15 protein-coding genes are annotated in these 20,945 nt (G+C 40.3%); 13 read left to right on the forward strand and 2 right to left on the reverse strand.

The genetic code is table 11. The features are described from left to right. Positions 1 to 289: 289 nt before the first annotated feature. On the reverse strand, positions 290 to 817 hold the full coding sequence (locus tag CWB65_RS03740) for a sugar O-acetyltransferase (RefSeq protein WP_138739919.1): 528 nt from the start codon (positions 815 to 817) through the stop codon (positions 290 to 292). A 154-nt stretch (positions 818 to 971) separates the two neighbouring features. Here CWB65_RS03740 and CWB65_RS03745 point away from each other — a divergent pair, with 154 nt between their 5' ends. From CWB65_RS03745 to CWB65_RS03795, 11 genes are all read left to right on the forward strand, one after another. After that, positions 972 to 1,736 carry a DeoR/GlpR family DNA-binding transcription regulator gene (locus CWB65_RS03745; RefSeq protein WP_138739920.1) on the forward strand — a complete coding sequence of 255 codons (765 nt, stop codon included), beginning with the start codon at positions 972 to 974 and terminating at the stop codon, positions 1,734 to 1,736. A gap of 46 nt (positions 1,737 to 1,782) precedes the next feature. Continuing rightward, the gene (gene glmS, locus CWB65_RS03750; RefSeq protein ID WP_010557868.1) at positions 1,783 to 3,603 is read left to right on the forward strand and encodes a glutamine--fructose-6-phosphate transaminase (isomerizing); all 1,821 of its coding nucleotides are present in this window, start codon (positions 1,783 to 1,785) and stop codon (positions 3,601 to 3,603) included. Between the two features lie 291 nt (positions 3,604 to 3,894). Then, positions 3,895 to 7,422 carry a type I restriction-modification system endonuclease gene (gene hsdR, locus CWB65_RS03755; protein ID WP_138739921.1) on the forward strand — a complete coding sequence of 1,176 codons (3,528 nt, stop codon included), beginning with the start codon at positions 3,895 to 3,897 and terminating at the stop codon, positions 7,420 to 7,422. A gap of 116 nt (positions 7,423 to 7,538) precedes the next feature. Then, positions 7,539 to 8,618 carry a Fic family protein gene (locus CWB65_RS03760; protein WP_138739922.1) on the forward strand — a complete coding sequence of 360 codons (1,080 nt, stop codon included), beginning with the start codon at positions 7,539 to 7,541 and terminating at the stop codon, positions 8,616 to 8,618. A 27-nt stretch (positions 8,619 to 8,645) separates the two neighbouring features. Beyond that, positions 8,646 to 10,313, forward strand: a complete 1,668-nt coding sequence (locus tag CWB65_RS03765) for a class I SAM-dependent DNA methyltransferase (protein WP_138739923.1) — start codon at positions 8,646 to 8,648, stop codon at positions 10,311 to 10,313. After that, positions 10,313 to 11,791, forward strand: coding sequence for a restriction endonuclease subunit S (locus tag CWB65_RS03770; RefSeq protein WP_138739924.1), 1,479 nt, complete (start codon positions 10,313 to 10,315; stop codon positions 11,789 to 11,791). The genes CWB65_RS03765 and CWB65_RS03770 overlap by 1 nt, the downstream gene beginning before the upstream one ends. Before the next feature lies 1 nt (position 11,792). Then, complete coding sequence (locus CWB65_RS03775; protein WP_212750941.1) at positions 11,793 to 13,535, forward strand: AAA family ATPase; 1,743 nt, start codon at positions 11,793 to 11,795, stop codon at positions 13,533 to 13,535. Further along, the gene (locus tag CWB65_RS03780) at positions 13,498 to 14,625 is read left to right on the forward strand and encodes a hypothetical protein (RefSeq protein ID WP_138739925.1); all 1,128 of its coding nucleotides are present in this window, start codon (positions 13,498 to 13,500) and stop codon (positions 14,623 to 14,625) included. The genes CWB65_RS03775 and CWB65_RS03780 overlap by 38 nt, the downstream gene beginning before the upstream one ends. Positions 14,626 to 14,634: 9 nt before the next feature. Continuing rightward, positions 14,635 to 15,678: a restriction endonuclease gene (locus CWB65_RS03785; protein WP_138739926.1), complete on the forward strand. Its 1,044-nt coding sequence runs from the start codon at positions 14,635 to 14,637 to the stop codon at positions 15,676 to 15,678. 74 nt (positions 15,679 to 15,752) lie between these two features. Further along, on the forward strand, positions 15,753 to 16,037 hold the full coding sequence (locus tag CWB65_RS03790) for a type II toxin-antitoxin system HigB family toxin (protein WP_138739927.1): 285 nt from the start codon (positions 15,753 to 15,755) through the stop codon (positions 16,035 to 16,037). 9 nt (positions 16,038 to 16,046) lie between these two features. After that, entirely contained in the window at positions 16,047 to 17,249 is a 1,203-nt protein-coding gene (locus tag CWB65_RS03795; protein WP_138739928.1) for an ImmA/IrrE family metallo-endopeptidase, read from the forward strand. 96 nt (positions 17,250 to 17,345) lie between these two features. On the opposite strand, the gene CWB65_RS03800 is transcribed toward CWB65_RS03795, so the two are convergent. Further along, positions 17,346 to 17,717 (reverse strand): helix-turn-helix transcriptional regulator, encoded by a 372-nt coding sequence (locus CWB65_RS03800; RefSeq protein ID WP_249365012.1) that lies wholly within the window; start codon positions 17,715 to 17,717, stop codon positions 17,346 to 17,348. A 313-nt stretch (positions 17,718 to 18,030) separates the two neighbouring features. On the opposite strand from CWB65_RS03800, the gene CWB65_RS03805 reads away from it, so the two are divergent. Beyond that, on the forward strand, positions 18,031 to 18,843 hold the full coding sequence (locus CWB65_RS03805; protein ID WP_171047561.1) for a TnsA endonuclease N-terminal domain-containing protein: 813 nt from the start codon (positions 18,031 to 18,033) through the stop codon (positions 18,841 to 18,843). Next, positions 18,836 to 20,944: a TnsB C-terminal domain-containing protein gene (locus tag CWB65_RS03810; protein WP_138739930.1), complete on the forward strand. Its 2,109-nt coding sequence runs from the start codon at positions 18,836 to 18,838 to the stop codon at positions 20,942 to 20,944. Before CWB65_RS03805 ends, CWB65_RS03810 begins: the two co-directional genes overlap by 8 nt. The last annotated feature ends 1 nt before the right edge of the window (position 20,945 follow it).

The following is a 20,945-nucleotide window of genomic DNA, read 5'->3' on the forward strand; positions in this document are numbered from 1 at the left end:
ACATTACCAGGCTTCAAATTGTAGAAAGCCGCTTCAGAAGTGAAGCGGCTTTTTTACGTCTGCAGAAAAGTAATATTCAACATTCCCTTCTCTAAAGCGTAGCGTCTCCTGAGCAAAGCGCCTCTTTGTGAAGGGGGCTTTTGTTATTAGCAGCGCACCGACTTCACATAAGAAAAACCCGTTACAGCGATGTGACGTTTTTTTGCTGTCTGGGGTTTAAAAAACGAACCTTCAACACCTAGGTCGGGCGAGCAAAGCGACACCCGACGCTAAAAAACATCGATTATAATTATAGTGTTCTTATTTCACGAGCAGGGTTACCAGCAACAACAGTATCCGCCTCTACATTTTTAGTTACTACCGATCCCGCACCAATAACACTATTATCGCCAATAGATACGCCTGCTAAAATAATTGCACCTGCGCCAATCCATACGTTGTTGCCTATTGTAATCGGTGCTGCAAAGTTTTCTTTATTGAGTCGCTGTGTAGGGTTAACAGCATGAGATACCGCTAATAGCTGAACATTGGGACCAATTAAGCAGTCCTGCCCAATGCTGATAGCACCTTCACTAATTGGGGCATCTAATACCGTACAGTTAATGTTTATGAAGCTACGATCACCAATAGTTATTTGATTACCATAATCGCAATGAAAACCCGATTCTATAATTACCCCTTCACCGCATTGAGCGAACAGCTCTTTAATACGTTTTAAATTACCTTTACTTGGGCTTTTATTAAAGAGTCGGCATATTTCGCCAGTTTGCTTTCGTAGCGCTAATAGCGTTTTATCTAAGCTGTTAAATGACTGCATTAAGGCTTCTTTGATTGATTAACTGATCCTAGCGCTATTTTACCTTTATTATTACTTGTTGAAAGCTGCTTTATTTTTGCTCGTTCACTTGCCATTTAAGGAGTTTCGTTTAGAATTACATATCTTTCGAAACGAAACTTAATTTACGAGCTTTATGACTAAACGAAACACACAGCAACGCCGTCATTTAATACTTACTCAGGTAAATGAGCTAGGTGAAGTGGCTGTTGAAAAGCTCGCTGAGCAGTTTCAAACATCTGAAGTAACCATTCGAAAGGATTTAACTGCGCTTGAAAAAAGCGGCTTGTTACTGCGCCGTTATGGTGGAGCTATTGCACTGCCTAAAGAAATCGTCACCGACGAAATAGACTCTAAACGCAAAGTAGCAATAGCTAAGGCTGCAGCAGCACTCATAAAAGATCATAACCGCATTATTATTGATAGCGGGCGCACTACGGCCGCTATGATCCCAGAGCTTGCAAATAAGCGAGGGTTAGTTGTAATGACCAACGCGATTAAAGTGGCGAGCCGTTTACTATCACTTGAAAACGAGCCAACACTTTTAATGACCGGTGGTACATGGGATCCACATTCTGAGTCGTTTCAGGGGCAAGTTGCCGAAAACGTATTATGCTCTTATGACTTCGATCAATTATTTATTGGTGCAGATGGCATAGATGTAAAGCGCGGCACGACTACCTTTAATGAGTTAGTTGGCTTAAGCCAAGTAATGGCAAAAGCAGCTCGCGAAGTAATCGTTATGGTTGAATCAGATAAGATTGGCCGAAAAATACCAAATTTAGAATTACCGTGGAAAATAGTAACCACTTTAATAACCGATACTAGCTTAGCAGATGATAAACGCAAAGCGATTGAGGCGTGTGGTGTAAAACTAATTTGTGCAGAGATTATTGATTAGTAACTACAAAGCGAGTTACTAGAATTAAAAAATTGATGGAGACACTATGTGTGGAATAGTTGGGGCAGTTGCAGAACGTCCAGTAAACAAAATTTTAGTTGAAGGCCTTAAACGTCTTGAATACCGTGGCTACGACTCTGCCGGTGTAGCACTTTTAGAAGGCTCTACACTAAATACTGTAAAAGCAGTCGGTAAAGTAGTTAACGTAGAGGCTGCACTTGAGAAAGCAGGCGTTAGCGGTCATACAGGTATTGCACACACACGCTGGGCAACACACGGCAGCGTTACTGAAGAAAACGCTCACCCGCACGTATCAAACAACCAGCTAGCACTCGTGCATAACGGTATCATTGAAAACCACGCAAGCCTACGCGCATCGCTTAAAGAAGAAGGCTACGAGTTCCTATCTGAAACCGATACCGAAGTAATGGTGCACTTAATTCATAAGCTTCGTAAGCAACACACTACGTTACTTGCATCTGTTCAAGCAGCGGTTAAGCAATTTGAAGGTGCATTTGGTACTGTTGTATTTGATAAAGCAAACGACAACGAAATCATCGTAGCGCGCTCAGGTAGTCCACTTGTTATAGGTTTAGGCCTTGGCGAAAACTTTATTGCCTCTGATCAGCTAGCACTATTGCCCGTTACTCGTAGCTTCATCTTTTTAGAAGAAGGCGATGTAGCCCGTATTACCCGCGACACTGTTGAAATTTTTGATGAAAATGGTGACGCTGTAGAGCGTGAAGTTATTGAATCAAATATCACGCAAGACGCGTCAGGCAAAGGCGACTACCGCCACTACATGCTAAAAGAAATTTACGAGCAACCACTTGCGGTACGCAATACCCTTGAAGGGCGTTTAAACGACGACCGCGTAGCAATTGATGCCTTTGGCGACAGCGCTCAGCAAATATTTAAAGACGTAAAACACGTACAAATTATTGCCTGTGGTACGTCATACCATTCAGGTATGGTTGCCCGTTACTGGCTTGAGCAATTTGCAGGCGTTAGCTGTAATGTTGAGATTGCCTCTGAGTTCCGTTACCGCCAATCGTATGTACACGAAAACAGCCTGCTTGTGACTATTTCACAATCGGGTGAAACAGCCGATACGCTAGCGGCATTACGCTTAGCTAAAGAGCAAGGTTACATGGCATCAATGACCATTTGTAACGTACCGGGTTCATCGCTTGTGCGCGAATCTGACCTTGCCTTTATGACTAAAGCCGGCGCTGAAATTGGTGTAGCTTCTACTAAAGCATTTACAACACAATTAGTTGGTTTGTTAATGCTTACTGCGTCTATAGCTCAAGAAAAACAGCTTGATCAAAGTGCCATTGTAAATGCTATAAAAGTACTTCCTGCTAAGCTTGAAGAAACATTACTGCTTGCTGATGGCATTGCAGACCTTGCAGAAGAGTTTGCCGACAAGCATCACTCACTGTTTTTAGGTCGTGGTTCGCAATACCCAATTGCAATGGAAGGCGCGCTTAAGCTTAAAGAGATTTCGTACATTCACGCAGAAGCCTACGCAGCGGGCGAGCTAAAACATGGCCCACTTGCACTTATTGATGCCGACATGCCAATTATTGTTGTAGCACCAAACAATGAGCTATTAGAAAAGCTTAAATCAAACGTAGAAGAAGTACGTGCACGTGGCGGTATTATTTACGTATTCGCAGATAAAGATTCACACTTTGAGTCAGACGACACAATGCGTGTAATCAACGTAAACCACACTGACGACATTATTGCGCCAATTGTTTACACACTGCCATTACAGTTATTGTCGTACTATGTAGCCGTAATTAAAGGTACCGACGTTGACCAACCACGTAACTTAGCTAAATCTGTTACGGTTGAGTAAAATCAATAAGTTATTGTTTGTTGTGCACGTTAAATAATGATCAAAACTGAGTTTAATGTGCGCTACTAAAAATAAAGAACGAAACAAACGAGTTCGATTCTAAAAATAAAGTATGCAACTAAAACGGTCACAATAAGTGGCCGTTTTTTGTATGTATATCTTTTTGATTAAGAATGTATAATTTTTAACTTATATTGGTATTATGGCTGAAAGTAATAAGCTTAATGGTATTCAACAATAAAAATATAAGTTGAATAAGTAGATGCCCAATAAGTTAGAGCAAGTGCTTAAATGGAGTTAGCTGTGGATAATAAAATGGGAAATTTTTACTTTCTTTCTGAACACGACGATCTTTTTGTCGAGCTAGCGGGTGCAGCTGAAAAAGCGTTTGCTAGTGACCCCAATACCACGTTAATTAAATTGAGACAGCTAGGCGAGGCGATTGCGCAACACATTGCTGTATTAGTAAAAGTGAATTTTGAAGACAATACATCGCAGCTTGAATTAATACACAGAATCAGCAGAGAGCTTCAATTAGATCAAGTTGTTAAAGACCTTTTTCATACGCTAAGGGTTGAAGGAAATAAAGCAACTCACAAATTTAGAACAAAACATAAAGAAGCTATTAATGGCTTAGTTGTCGCACGTAAGTTAGCAATCTGGTTTCATCAGTCATTTGGTAAGCAGGGTACCTCATTTAAACCGGGTGCTTTTACCCCTCCTCATGACCCCAGTGAGCAATTACGTAGTTTACAAAGTGAAATAGATAACTTAAAAGTCGACCTGCAAAAAGCAAACCTCGATCTTGACTCCAGCCAACAACTCAACGAATTAATAAATAAAGAAAAAACAGAATATGAATCGCTAGCTTTTGAAATGGACCAAGAGTCCAAAGAGCTAGCTGAGCAAGCGAAAGAACATGAAAGAGCGCTTGCCGACCAAAAACACAACTACGAAAAAAAGATAGCAGAGTTACAAACTAAGCTTTCAAACCTAGATGACGAGTCAAACACCTCATATAAGCAAAAGCTAAGTACAAGTTCAAAAGCTGCAACTCAGCATATCGTCCTGGATGAAGCGTTAACGCGTATTTTAATCGACCAACAGTTACAAGAATCTGGCTGGGAGGTTGATACTGAAGTACTTACCTATAAAAATGGCACTCGCCCAGAAAAAGGAAAAAACATAGCCATTGCTGAGTGGCCTACTGAATACCAAGGAAAAAAAGGGCGTGCTGATTACGTACTTTTTGCAGGCCTTTCACCTATTGCTGTGGTTGAAGCTAAAAAAGAAAACACCAATGTTGCAGGTAAAATTTCACAAGCAGAGCGATACAGTAAAGGCTTAAATGTTCAGTCCCCTTTAATACCTGCTTGGGAGCTACAAGGGTTGACCATAGCATGGCCAGATGAAGATGATGGCCACTATAAAGTGCCGTTTGTTTACTCCTGTAACGGTCGCCCGTATGTACCTCAACTTGCTGAACAATCAGGTACGTGGTTTCGTGATGTACGCGAGCCTGCAAATATTAAACGCGCTTTGCCAAAGTTTCATACCCCAGAGGGGTTGCTTGATCTACTTAAGCGCAGCAAAGACGCCGCACAACAAAAACTAAAAAATGAGCCTTTTGGCTACTTAAAAGTGCGTGATTACCAGCAAAAAGCGATTATCGCTGTTGAAAATACCTTAGCGCAAAATATTCGCCATGCTTTGCTAGCAATGGCCACAGGCACCGGAAAAACCCGTACAATTATTGGTTTAATGTATCGCTTTTTAAAAGCTGAACGTTTCAAGCGAATTTTATTTTTAGTCGATCGAACGGCTCTAGGGCAACAAGCAATAGACGCTTTTAACGAAGCTCCGCTTGAACAAAACCACACTTTATCAAAAATATATAATGTGGCAGAACTAGGAGACATGGCGGCCGAGGCAGAAACCCGCGTACAAGTTGCAACTGTGCAAGCTATGGTTAAGCGTATTTTTATGAGTGATAATCCGCCACCGCTAGATCAGTTTGACTGCATCATAATTGATGAAGCCCACCGAGGTTATACACTCGATCAAGAAATGACAGAGGGTGAACTGGCGACTCGCGACACGAGCCAATACTTGTCGAGCTATCGCCGAGTATTAGATTATTTTGATGCAGTAAAAATAGCACTGACGGCGACACCCGCAAAACACACTAGCGATATTTTTGGCAAACCTGTTTATACCTATTCATACAGAGAAGCAGTAGCTGACGACTGGCTAATAGATCACGAGCCACCGATTCGTTATGAAACCTTATTAACACAAAATGGCATTACTTTTACCAAAGGTGAGGAAGTTAGCGCTATTAATACGCAAACTGGTGAAGTACAAAGCGCCGAACTCGATGACGAACTAAGTTTCGAAGTTGACGCGTTTAACCGCCGAGTTATTAACGAAAACTTCAACCGTGTTATTTGTGAGCAACTTGTGCAAGAGCTAGATCCCTTTGGTGACGAGAAAACCATGATTTTTTGTGCCACCGATTTGCACGCCGACATGGTAAAACGCTTACTCGATGAGGCTTTTAAAGATCTTTATAACGGCGAATATAATCAGGCTGCCGTGGCTAAAGTAACTGGCCAAAGCGATAAGGTAGAGCAGCTTATCCGCCAATATAAAAACGAGCGATACCCTAATATTGCCATTACTGTCGACTTATTAACGACCGGCATTGATGTGCCTAAAATTTGTAACTTAGTGTTTATGCGCCGAGTAAAATCTCGTATTTTATACGAGCAAATGGTTGGACGTGCAACCCGCCGCTGTGACGACATAGGTAAAACCGTATTTCGCATTTATGACCCAGTTGATATCTACGCTGCATTGCAAGATGTTAATACTATGAAGCCCCTAGTAAGAGATCCGAATGTTACGCTCGACCAATTAGTGGATGAAATTACTAACCCTGATCTACTTGAACGAGCGCTTATTGCTCCAGGCGATACACCTGAACAAAGCCATGCTGATGTCGTGCTGAGTCAACTCAGCCAAAAGGTGATGCGGGTATTACGTAAAGCACAGAAAAAATCAGAAAGTAAACCAGCCCTTAAGCAAAAGTTAGATGAGTTACAAGAATCATGGGGCGTAGAACCAAAAAGCTTACACACCTATTTAAACCAGCTAGGGCCAAAACAAGCGGCAACGTTTATAAACCAGCACAGTGGTTTATTAAATCAGTTAGCAGAGGTCAATAGCTTGCTAGGCAGCGAACGACAACCTGTTATTTCAGAGCATCACGATGAAATCCGCGATCGTAGCCAAAGCTATGGTGCGCATCAAAAACCAGAAGATTACCTCGATAGTTTTAATCAGTTTGTTAAAGAGCAATTAAATCAAAATGCAGCGCTTGCAGCGGTTGTTAACAAGCCGCGTGATTTAAATCGCACGCAGCTCAAAGATATTAAGTTACTACTTGATGGTGCCGGTTACACCGAGCCTAAGCTGCAAAGTGCAGTGCGTAACCAAACTAATCAAGATATTGCAGCGAGCATTATTGGTCATATTCGTCGCGCGGCATTAGGTGAGGCACTGGTTCCGTTTGAACAAAGAGTTGCGCAGGCTATGGCGCGCATTTACCAAAGCCACCAGTGGAACCCTAACCAGCGTAAGTGGTTAGACCGATTAGCTAAGCAACTTGTGCATGAAGTCATTATTGACCGTGATTTTGTTAATAACCGCTTTGGCGAGCATGGCGGTGCAAAGCAATTTGATAAAGTATTGAATAATCAACTTGATAGCGTACTAGAAGAACTTAGCGAAGCCATATGGCCTGCTAAAACGGCTTAACAACGAAGTATATAAATAAATGGAATTGCTATACATGTTATATAGCTTATGTATAATTTTCTAAACAATTTATACATAACCAAACAGACATGTATAAAAAAGGATAAAAGCTATCTATGTCGACCTATATTGAGCCTTTACCTCTCCCTAACATTGAACAGTGGGAAACCCGTGCCGTTTTAAAAAAAACCGCCACAGCACATCGTCATTTAGCAGAGCTAAAAGGCGTTGCTGCAAGCATACCTAACGAAGCCATACTGATTAATACACTCGCTCTACAAGAAGCAAAAGACAGCTCAGAAGTAGAAAACATCGTAACAACACACGATGAACTTTATAAAGCTAACTTGTTTGAAGAAGCTGTAACCAACCCTGCAACAAAAGAAGTACAAGATTATGCAGTCGCTTTGAAGCAAGGGTTCGAAACGGCGCGTAAAAGCAAACTTATTCGTCTTAATGACATTCTAGCAATACAAAAAAACCTAGAACATAATGATGCTGGTTTACGAAAGCTCCCGGGCACAGATCTAAAAAATGCACGAACAGGTGAAGTGGTTTATACCCCACCACAACACGGCGATGAAATTACAAAACTTATGGATAACCTAGTGCAGTTTATTAATAACGATGAGTTATGTGACGCTGATCCATTAGTAAAAATGGCCATTATTCACCATCAGTTTGAAAGCATTCATCCATTTTACGATGGTAACGGCCGTACAGGGCGTATTTTAAATATTTTGTACTTGGTGACTAAAGACTTACTAAACCTACCAGTACTGTACTTAAGCCGATTTGTGATTAAGAACAAAGCTGATTATTACGCTAATTTACAAGCAGTGCGCGACACGGGTAATTGGGTACCTTGGTTAGAGTTTATGCTTGATGGTGTTATTGATACCGCCCGAGACACCATTTCACTTATCACCGCCATGAAAACCCTTATGGCAGAAGTAAAACACGGTATACGAGAGCAGCTCCCTAAAATTTACAGCCAAGATTTACTTAACAACTTATTTAACCACCCTTACACCAAAATAGACTTTATTGTGGAAGACCTCGGTGTAACCCGGATTACTGCCACCAAGTATTTAGAACAACTGGTGGAGCACGGCTTTTTGACCAAACAAAAAGTAGGCCGTGTTAATTACTACATAAATGAACCCTTGTGCTCCTTGCTCGTTGCACACGGCTAATCACCTATTACTAATTTTGAGAACATCATGACGAATAACGACATTGTACAAAAACTTTGGAACCTGTGTGACGTACTGCGTGACGATGGCATTAACTACAGCGACTACGTTACCGAACTGGTACTACTGCTGTTTATTAAAATGGTGCACGAAAACACCGAAGCCGGTACCTTAAAAAAACATCCGCTGCCAATCGGCTGCCGCTGGCAGGATATCAATGAAAAATCTGGCATTAACCTACTTAACGATTACAAGGCCATTTTATTTGCCCTTTCAACCGGTAAACGCCTTGAAGCCGATCCAGAAAATCCAGGCCAAACCAAAGAAGTACAAGTACACGAAGATCCATTAATCAGCGCCATTTATGCCGATGCGCAAACGCGCCTGCGTGAGCCGCGCCATTTAGAGCAAATGATTAAAACGCTGGATCAAATTGATTGGTTTAGTGCCGCTAAAGACGGCCTAGGCGATTTATACGAAGGCTTATTAGAAAAAAACGCCAGTGAGACTAAATCGGGTGCAGGGCAATACTTTACACCGCGCGCGTTAATTAACTCCATGGTACGTTGCATCAAGCCGCAAGTTGGCGAAGTAATACAAGATCCTGCTGCGGGAACCGCTGGCTTTTTGGTCGCTGCCGACCAATACATGCGTGAGCAAACAGATGATTATTTTGACTTAAATATCAAGCAATCTGAATTTCAAAAAAACAGCGCTTTTGTGGGGGTAGAGCTGGTGCCTAACACGCGCCGTTTAGCATTAATGAACTGTTTATTACACGGCATGGAAGGCTACGACGAGGGTGTAATACATTTAGGTAACGCACTGGGCGATGCAGGTAAAGCCTTACCAAGCGCAGATATTATCTTAGCCAACCCGCCGTTTGGCACCAGTAAAGGGGGCGAGGCCAGCAATACCCGAAATTTCACTCACAAAACTAGTAACAAACAGTTAGCGTTTTTACAGCATATTTACCGCAACTTAAAACCCGGTGGCCGCGCCGCCGTAGTATTGCCCGACAATGTATTGTTTGAAGCAGGTGTAGGCACAGACGTACGCCGTGATTTAATGGATAAATGTAACCTACATACTATTTTACGTTTGCCGACGGGTATTTTTTACGCCCAAGGCGTTAAAACCAACGTATTGTTCTTTACCAAAGGCAGCGCGACCGACAAGCATCAGCAAGAAAACTGCACTGAAAATGTGTGGGTGTACGACCTGCGTACAAACATGCCCAGCTTTGGTAAACGCACCCCGTTTGGTAATTCAGATATTGGTTTTACACAACAAGATTTTGGCTTAGACCCACACCTTGGGGCTTTTGAAAAAGTATTTGATCCTGTAGGTCGTGATTTATCGCGACAACAAGATATTGCCACAATACTCGCAGCCCGCACCCAAGGTGAATACAGCTTTGGCGCCGAACAAATCGCGGTAGACAAACAAGCAGCCGTGGAAAATGAAAATGTTGACGACAAGCTATTACATAGCCGCTGGCGCTGCTTTAGCCGCGAGTGGATCGCCAACACCAAAGGTGACTCGCTCGATATTTTATGGTTAAAAGATAAAGACAGCGTTGATGCGGCTGATTTACCCGAGCCAGAAGAGTTAGCAAAGGAAGCCAAAGAGGGATTGCAAGCGGCGTTAAGTGAACTGGATGAGTTGTTGGCTGCGTTGGAAGGAGTGAATTGATGGGTGAGGTTAATTTGCCTGAGGGGTGGGCGCAAACCGTTATTTCAGATATAGCGGATGTTAACCCTAAAAAAATTGAGGCAGAGGCCGAAGCTTTATCGGGTTTCGTTCCAATGTCTCATGCTCCAACTGACTTTAACGGAACATTATCTTTTGAAGAAAAGCCTTGGGGAGAAATTAAAAAATCATACACGAATTTCCAAGATCACGATGTCATTGTTGCGAAAGTAACGCCATGTTTCGAAAATGGAAAAGCCGCTATTGTTAGAGGATTACCAAACGGTATTGGAGCTGGTAGTTCTGAGTTTTATGTTCTTCGGCCAGCGATTAAAGAGGTTTCAACACGGTTTTTGTTTTCTATCGTAAAGTCCTATAAGTTTTTACAAGAAGGTGCCGCGAACATGACTGGTGCGGTGGGCTTGCGTCGTGTGCCTCGTGCATTTGTTGAGACATTTCCTATTGCACTTCCCCCCCTAGCAGAACAAAAAGTCATCGCCAATAAGCTCGACACCCTGCTGGCACAGGTGGAAACCACCAAAGCGCGCCTCGACCGCATCCAACAAATTCTAAAAACCTTCCGCCAATCCGTCCTCGCCGCCGCCGTCAGCGGTAAATTGACCGAGGAATGGAGGGGGGGGGAAACATTAGATGCTAAAGCTGATTTGGAAAAAGAGTTATTATTTAAAGATGATAAGAAGCGAAAAATCGAAGCAACTTCGTCCCATGAACTTGTTGTTGATAACTTTTCACACGCTTGGGCTGAAACTAAATTTGATGAGCTTTACCGTTTTATAGATTATCGAGGTAAGACCCCCAATAAATCGGAGTCCGGTAAACGCCTATACACGGCTAAAAATATAAAAATGGGCTACTTGTCTAATGAGCCTATAGAATACTTAAGCGAAAAGGATTATAAATCTTGGATGACGCGTGGCTTCTCCAAGGTAAATGACATATTTTTTGTTACAGAAGGCCATACAATGGGCTGCGTTGCATTGAATGATATTGGTTCAGATATTGCTCTTGCACAACGGACGTTAACGTTGCAACCATACGGCGACGTTTGTACTAAATTTCATTACTACTTTATGCTTTCTCATTCTTTTCAAAAGCTTGTCGATTTGAACGCAACAGGAACCGCAGCCAAAGGTATAAAGGCATCAAAGTTTAGAGGCTTACCGTTACCATTTCCAACATACAAAGAGCAAACTGAAATCGTCCGCCGCGTAGAAGAGCTGTTCGCCTTTGCCGATCGCATCGGGCAAAAAGCCAATGCGGGATTAGAACGCGTTAACAACCTCACTCAATCAATATTAGCTAAAGCCTTCCGCGGCGAACTTACCTCCGACTGGCGTGCCAACAACCCTGAATTAATTAGTGGTGACAACAGTGCAGAAGCCTTGTTGAAAAAAATCAAAGCAGAGCGTGCAATTAAAGGATCTGGGAATAAATTAAAAGTTAAAAGGACTAAGCGGTAAAATGAAACTATTGAGCATTTCACTAGATGGCAAATATAAAGGATTAAGAACAGATACCTTTGATTTTAGTCATAGCCATGGGCGATTAATTGCTTTGATCGGTTTAAATGGATCAGGTAAATCGCAGTTACTGGAATTAATTAGTGAAACATTTGCTTATATAGAATGCTATCAAAGACATGATTTTAAAACGTATCAACCATTAGGTTTTGCTGTCTCTGTTATTTATCAAATAAACCTGATGAATGATCCGAATGTACTTAGCTATCCTGATGAATTAGTTAATCTTGATGGCAATAAACCTACATTAAAAGTTTCCATTTTTAAAAGTGGTGCGGTTCAGACTGAAGTGAAAAATGATGGGGTATGGAATGAAATTAACTCAAAGAAACGTCATTTTCCTACCCCCAAAATCATCGGTTATTCATCAGGTTTGCATGAGAACCTTCAACGTAGCTTTATGAAAACTGCTACCCAATTTTATGATGTAATGCGTATTCGCAGTAATCGCCGTAAAGAATTGATAGGTAGAATTGATGAGGTGGAAGTAGCTAATATCAATAAACGCTATTTAAAGCGTAATAGGCATATTTTTTCTGAACCTGAAAACTATGACGAAGAACTTAATAATCTTTATTTACTTCAAGAATCTGACACAGTAATCCCAAAAAATCTCTTCATGGATTATGACTGCTGCTCTCTTCTTATGGTGGCATTTTCTATTTTACCGGCGGATGAAATTAATGTGATTTTGTCGGAGATTCGTCATAATATACCGACAATCATTAAACTCCGTTATTCACTGAACGCAGGAATAGTTGGAGAAGACTCCTTAAAAGATATTAGGTTATTAATACGTGCTGGCGGTGAAGGATGTGTGCAGGGGGTAGGCCAAAGAACAACTGATGAGCAGTATGATTTCTATGAGTTAGATTTCACTGAAGGGATAATTTCATTAGATATGAGGCGCGAAGACGTAAGAGAAAGGTTAAAAAGTCAAAATTATAATGATCCACTTCGTTTATTTGGACGACTGTACAAACTCCAATTACTTGGAGTTAAAAATTGGGGCGGAAATAATCTTAAAAAATTAAGAAGAAATAATTTTTTTGAAACGGTTAAGAAACCTCTAAAAACAAAACTACCTATCTCTGTAGAATTATTAGAATTATCGGATCAACAAGGAAGCTATATAAATTTTGATGATTTATCTGATGGTGAAGCACAATTAATTCAAATTTTAGCTGCTGCTAGAATTTTTAGAGATGAACAAGCTTTGTTTCTTATGGATGAGCCTGAAACTCACCTTAACCCGTCATGGCGTACATATTTCCATCAACATTTAGCGGCTGCAAACGGTATAGGAGGAGCTTGGACAGACAGTTCTCAAACTATACTATCAACGCATTCTCCTTTTATGATTTCATCTTTGCGTAAGAATGATGTTTATCGTTTTGAAAGAAATGAACATGATGTCATCACAATGACTCAAGCTGAAAATCAAACTTATGGTGTCTCTTTTGATCTATTAATTAAAGAGTATTTTGATTTACAGTCATTAATATCTCAGACTGTTGTCAAAGACATAAAAGCTCATTTACCCAAAAATAATCTTCCGGATGAACGAGCAGCTGCTTGGGAGTGGATTAACGATAATATAGGTGAATCAATGGAAAAGCTTACTTACTGCGGAAACTTGAAGACTAATGCTATTCCCGTTAAATCCAAATACTCCAAAAAGTAAAATATTTGAAAAACTCAACTCAGAGCTTTTGTTTTTCTTAAGGACAAGCATATTTAAAAAACGTTTTTCTCGACAGTTATTTTCAAAAAAGATTGGCCAAGAGTGTTTTGATAATGAGCAAACTAAAGAGAAGTTTATGGCTGTTTGGAAGAAACTACCGAAAGATCAAGCTGGAAAGCAGGATTTTTTTAATTTAATCAATAACAGCCAAGACGTTTCACTGTTGTTCGTTAATAAAAATGCCGCTATTCCTCGTATTCAACCGACTGATTTGTTTGATGCATTCAAGGAACTTACTTCACATTTGTTTGCCAGAACAAAAAAGTTAAAAGGAATTATTCAGTTAGCTAATGAGTCTATTGGGGACCATTATCAACTATACGTTCAATTTAATACTGAGCTTTGTTTTTTATGCGGTACTGCTGCGCTTTCGCAAAACCGATTTAATATAGAAGATGCTGAACAATGGGTATCAGATTATGACCACCTTCTTTGTAAAGATAAATATCCGACATTTTCATGCCATCCAGATAACTTTATACCAACTTGCCACATATGCAACAGTAAAGCTAAAGGTGCAAAGGACGCTTTATATGATGGTGCTATAAGGAGAAAAGCATTTTATCCGTTACCACCACTCACTCAGAGCTTTTATCAAAAAGTAATGTTAAAACCAGTATTTGCAAAGTTAGACGATTATGCCTCTGATGGTAATAGCAACCCGTTACGTTCAGCACAAATAAAATATATGGAGCCCACCCCAGATGAAGTTGAAATGATTAAGTCTTGGGTAGACCTATATCAAGTTCCAAAGCGCGTAAACGAAAGAATAGTCGCTAATTTTTGTGAGTATATTTCTGCGGATTGTACACCGGAGGACTTTGAAGATTTCTGTTATCAAATTGAAAAAAAATCAAAAAGAGAGCCACTAGATATGAAAGCAACTGAGTGGCGGTTTTGGTGGTTTAGACTCTATGAATGGCTTCATAGCCAAGATGAAGAGACTAAGAGAGATGCTTGGGCATTAATAGAGTGGAAGCAGCAACAAGTTAATAGTAATAATAATGCTATACAGACGTATGGAATTTAGGAGAGGTATATGGCTATTTGGTTAATAAGAGCTGGCTCTCAAGGACAGTTTGAACAAAAGTTTATTAATGAAAACCGTGTTTATGTGACGTGGGATGGATTAAACAGCGATCTTACTAAAATGAGAGAACGCCAAGAGCTAATCGATGCGCTGTCTATTAATGACCCTGATGCTAAGCCGAAAAAGTTAATGAATCATGCTAGCCAAGTTTGGCCATTTGCCCATGCGATAAATATGGGTGACAGGGTTATTTTGCCCTCAAAAATTCAGCCTGTTATTTATATTGGAAAAATAACATCAAACTATAATTTTGATAAAAATGGTACCGACCCTTTCTTTCACTGGCGTAGCGTTGAGTGGTTACCGGATCCAATCCCCAGAGGACACTTTTCTCAAGATTTACTTTACAGTTTTGGTGCGTTTATGACTATATGTCGGATTCAGCGTAATAATGCTGAAGAACGTATTAACGCTATGGAAGCGAATGGTTGGAAGGCTGAAACTCAAAGGCAAATTATAAATCAAACTGTTAACTATTCGTCTAACCAAGATGCTAATGATGAAGAGGTTGAAATAGATTTAGAGGAGCTGGGTCATAGCCAAATTATTAAATTGATTGAGGCTAAATTTAGAGGTCATAACTTAACACGTTTGGTTTCTGCTATTTTAACAGCTCAAGGTTACACCTGTTGGCAGAGCCCTGAAGGTGCGGATGGTGGTGCTGATATTTTAGCTGGTGACGGGCCTATGGGGTTTGGAGCTCAGCGAATTTGTGTTGAAGTTAAATCTGGAGACGGTTTAGTTGATCGCCCAACCGTTGATAAACTGATGGGGGCGATGACAAAGTTTAATGCTACCCAAGGATTATTTGTGGCTTGGGGTGGGTTTAAAGGTAACGTTCAAAAAGAGTTAGCATCAAGCTTTTTTCGAGTTCGATTATGGACTCAGCATGATTTATTAGAACAATTATTTATGTTCTACGACAAGCTAGAAGAGGACATTAAAGCTGAGCTACCACTTAAACGTATTTGGACCGTAGCGTCAGCAGATTAGAATCCATTATCATACTTAACTTCCCTTTTTGGTAATAATAACTATAATTCCCTTGTTGGGAACTTTGAGGCAAGATGAAGGTCTTAGGAAGAGACAAACTTACAGAGTTTAGTCAAAAGCATGCTAATGCAAAAAAAGCACTTGAAGCTTGGTTTTCAGAAGCTAATGAAGCTGACTGGAAAACACCCCAAGATATAAAGAACCGATATCGAAGCGCAGATTTTTTAGCTGATAATAGAGTGATCTTTAATGTAAAAGGTAACCATTATAGGTTAGTTGTGAAAGTGAGATATCAAAATGGTATTGCTGTGATTGAATGGGTTGGAACCCATTCGGAGTATGACAAGCAACGCTTTTAAGGAGGTATTATGGGCTACATTAAGTTAATTAAATCGTCTCAAGATCATGAGCAAGCTTTAGCGCGTGTCATGACATTAATGGATTTTGATCCCGCTCCAGATTCAGCTGAAAGTGATGAGCTGGATTTACTAGCATTTTTAATTGAAAAGTACGAGGAAGAAGCGTTTCCTATTGACTCCCCTGATCCAATTGAAGCAATAAAATTTCGTATGGAGCAACAGGGCTTGATTAAAAAAGATTTAGTGCCTTATTTTGGATCTGCTTCAAAAGTAACAGAGGTACTAAATGGCACGCGAAGTTTAAGCCTGAATATGATTCGTAAGCTAAGCGCGGGCTTAGGAATATCTGCTGATGTGTTGATTAAAGAACCTTGCGCTAAAAGCGCTATCTCAAAAGATATTAATTGGGATGCCTTTCCTATAACTGAAATGCGATCTCGAGGATATTTTGAAGGATTTAAAGGCTCAATAAATGAATTGAAAGAGTATTCAATTGAGAAGCTTAATCAGTTTTTAACGTCTGTACCCAATGGATTTTCTTTAAAACCAGCATTGTTAAGAACCACAGCTCATTTACGCTCAAATGACAAAGAGACTGATAGCTATGCTTTATGGGCTTGGCAAGTTAGGGTTTTACAAAAAGCGCAATTGGAGCAGCTCCCAGTAAAATATGTAAAAGGGACTGTTGATGCTAATTGGATGAAAAAATTAGCGCAATTGTCGTGGTCTGATCAGGGGCCTAAATTAGCTAAAGAGTTTTTAAACCGCCATGGTATTCATTTAGTTATTGAGGGTCATTTGCCAAAAACATATTTGGACGGTGCTGTATGTATTTGTGCAAGCGGGAACCCTGTTGTTGCACTTACATTACGCCACGATAAGTTAGATAACTTTTGGTTTTCTTTAATGCATGAATTAGCGCATATCGCGTTGCATTTAGATGGAACCGAGACTTGGTACTTGGATAATTTAGATGCAGAAGGTGGAGATAAAGTTGAACAAGAAGCCGATGCATTGGCCCAAGAAAGCTTAATTCCATCAGGTTATTTGAACCCTTTAGAAATGCACGATACTAGTTCAGTCCGTAAATTTGCGAGTAGCCTTAGTATCTCCCCTTGTATTGTTGCCGGCAGAGTACGCCATGAGCTCAATGATCATTCTAAATTTGGCAAAGCATTTAGAGATAAAGTAAAAAGCCATTTTAAAAAATAAACTTCGTTTTCAACAGTAATGGGTAGGTATGATTCTACCTGTTACTTTACAGCACAAAGCTTCGTTCGATTAAAAAGGCTATTTTGTGTTGTAAATTCAATTATCAGATGCACGAATCCACTCTGTAACAGTACTCTTTTGCCAAGCTTTGTAGCGAGGCCCTAAATCTAGTGCTTTAGGGAACAGGCCATCATTAACCATTCGATATAGTGTCGATCTACTTATTCCGAGTATTAAACAAACCTCCTGAATTCGTAAAAGTGATTCCGGCGGTTTTTCTGATAATTTACAGGTAGGTGGTGCGTCTAAAATCTGGGAGGACTTTATACTTTTGTCATTTTGTTGGTTTAAAAGGTTATTTGATATTTCAGTAATCGTTTTTAATGCCAGTTGCATTTCTGCAATATTGTTTTTTAGTTGTAGCTCTAAAACTTCTAGGTATTGCTCTACTTGTTTATGTTGTTTCATCTGAGTCTTAAGCATGTTTTAAGAGTGATTTTGAATAGCTCACCAAAAGAAGAGGCGAGAAATATTTTTCAAAATTTTAGCACTTAAAAATAAATTTTTTATAAAAAAATTATTTTTTCTTAAATTTAATTAAGTACTTATTTTTTAAGGGAAACGCTTTATATATATTTATCTTTAGCTTGGTTATATTACTTTAAAGTTAATAAAAACATTAGGTTACGAGCGGTTCTTTCAAAATGTGTTAAAATTAACTTGTAATTAAGGGCATCAGGATGATGCCTCAAAGAGTCTTATGTTGATAAGGATATTAACGATGTTAAGTACCACTGATGTGAGTGGCGAGGCTCAAATGAGTCTTAAGTTAAATGAAATTGTCGAAGAAGCTTATGTTCCAGACAAAGATTATCAGCCTGGTGCTACTGTGCACACGGTTTCTTCAAAGGGTCAAATGCGACGAGTTAAAAGTCGCACAACTGGGCGCATTGAACATACACTGTCTTTACTTGAATATATGGTGTTCATCATTTTGGATATGGATCCTCAAGTGGTCGACATCCAATCTCAGTACCCACATGACCTACAAACCACGTTGAAGCTAGCCCATGATTTAGGGATTAACCACTCGCCACAGTACGAGCCAGAGAAAAAGCCTCTAACAACCGATTTTGTTGTTACGCTTGACGGTCCTGAACATGAAAAGTTTGGTGTTTATGTAAAATACGTACAAGATTTAAAAGGCTGGCGGACGATTGAAAAGCTTCAATTAGAACGAGCTTCGTTGGCTCGACTTGGCATTCCGTTGTATGTGGTTACGGAAGAACAAATTTGTAGGAAAACCCACCGTACTCTGGAGTGGATAATTGGCGCGAACCTAGATGATTGTGATGTTGATGAGCTTTACTCTCATGTTGCCACAATTCAGAACGTTTTTCTCAGCAACCCAGACGAACGAATTCATAATTTACTTGTTGCTCTTGATGAAGATATAGGGGTTCAGGATGGCACCTACCTTTACAGGTTTAAGCAACTCGTGCAGCTTGGTGCTTTCTTTTTGAAATTTGACAGAGACTTCTTTGACCTAAGGGGAGCTGACATTCAAGTTGTAAATGAGGTGCTTCATGCTTGATTTTATGACGCGCAATCATGTTTACAGCTGGGACGGCCATAAGTACCGTTTATTGGATGATTTTGGTGACTTTGCCATTTTCATTAATATTGAAAAAGATGACGCTCTCCCTTTTCAGCTAACTGTACAACAAGTCGAAAATATTGATGATCAACACCAGATTATCAATGTTGAGGATCCATGGCGAGAAAGTGTAAATCGTAGCTATGAAGTAGGTCATGATTATCATGCAATACGTGATAGTAACCTTGCTCGAATCCAAGGTGTCATTGGTGGCTCTAAATATTGGATTAAAAAACAGCGGGCTGAATTAATTAAAGTACTTGTATCAATGAAAGTTGGTGCAAAAAGCACGATTTATCGTTATCTCAGACGATATTGGCAGCGCGGACAAACTCCCAATGCACTTTTGCCTGATTATGCTAACTGTGGTGGTAAAGGTAAACCTAAAACAAGAGGGGAAAAACGCTTAGGTCGGCCTAAAGAACATGGAAGTTACGATTCATCTCAATCTACTCCGGAAATGGAGTCAGTAATGGAGACTGCTATCAAGTACACCATTTTCAGCGGTAAATACACGGTTGATAAAAAGGGTAAACCCAAGAATGTATTTAGATTGGAAGATGCATATCTTGATTTTTTGGCGCGATGGTGTGATGGCGATGTTCGTAAATTGGAAAATGAAAAACCAAGCTCTGATTTATTTAAAGCTTTTTTCTATCACAAATTCAGCCCAGAAGCCCGAGCAAAAGCCAAAGTTGGTGATAAGTATTTCAATGCTAACTTAAGGAAGCTAAATTCAGACGTCAGTGCCAATTTAGTTGGCCCTGGATACTCTTATGAAATAGATGCGACGCCATTCGATGCTGGACTGGCCGATGAAGAGCGGTTCCCTCTAGGTAGGCCGACTCTCTATGAAGTTATTGATAGTGATACTTCTAGCTGTGTAGGCTTCTTGCTGACACTAACGCCTCCATCCTATTTCAATGCCATGAACGCTATGACCGTTGCGATCAGGGATAAAGTTGAATTATGTCGAGAGTTTGGTTTGGAAATCGAACCAAGTGACTGGTCGATGCAAGGTTTACCAAAAGCTTTTTTTGGGGATTTGGGCTCTGATCTTAGAAGTAAAAAAATCACTTCTGTCACAGTGGAGCATGGATCAGCGATGATTAATAGCGGAGCTTCTCAGCCAGAAAAAAGAGGTAAAGGTGAAAGAAGTTTTGGTCGAGTTTATGCTGAAATAAGCCACCTACTTCCTGGCTTGATCTCGCAATATTTACCAAAGAAACATGGCGGTAAGTATAAGCCCGAAGATTATACAATGCTGCTAGATGAGTTGAATCGCATTATTGCGCGAACAGTCATGGTGCTTAATTCAAAGCCGATGGGAGTTGGAAAAGTCGACGCAGACTATCCAACCAAGCTTGATACCTCTCCAAACTCGAAATGGAATTGGGGCATAGCTCATAGAACAGGACCACTTCATTCTATTGATCCAGAGTACTTTTGGTATTCATTGCTTGAAAGAGATCAAGCGAGCGTGTCTAGAGGTTATATTCTCACTTACAAACATCTTCAATTTGAGATCCCTGATACGCCAGGTCTACGAGAAAGGGTTTACAACAACAGGCAAAAAATGGAGGTTGCCATCGATCAATCAGACGCCTCTGCTATCTACCTAGTGCCAAAGAATGGAGAGACTAAGTATATTAAATGTCTTCTGTACGTTCATTATAGACGATTTGAAGGACTAACTTGGCGTGACGCAGAGTTGAGGTACAAAGAAATTCAAGACACAAATAATGACGCAATGCACCATCACACGCTGTATGCACTTGAACAACAGTTAAAAAACAAGGAAGAAGTGCGTGCAGCTATAGAAGATAAGAAGTCAAAGTCAGCTAATCGAACAATGAGTGAAGAGCTTTCTAAACTTGGTGATAAAGCTGCTCAAAGGGATGAAAGTAAAGCGATTTACGGTGCTGTAAAGCCTGAGTCAGCGAGAAACGAACGCAATCCTTCCAACAACGATTCGCAAACTTCTGTCGTGATGGCAAATACACGACTGAACAAAATTTTCATGGATGATGAGGACTAAT

It is taken from the genome of Pseudoalteromonas sp. S554, from assembly GCF_005930865.1.
GTDB lineage: Bacteria > Pseudomonadota > Gammaproteobacteria > Enterobacterales > Alteromonadaceae > Pseudoalteromonas > Pseudoalteromonas marina.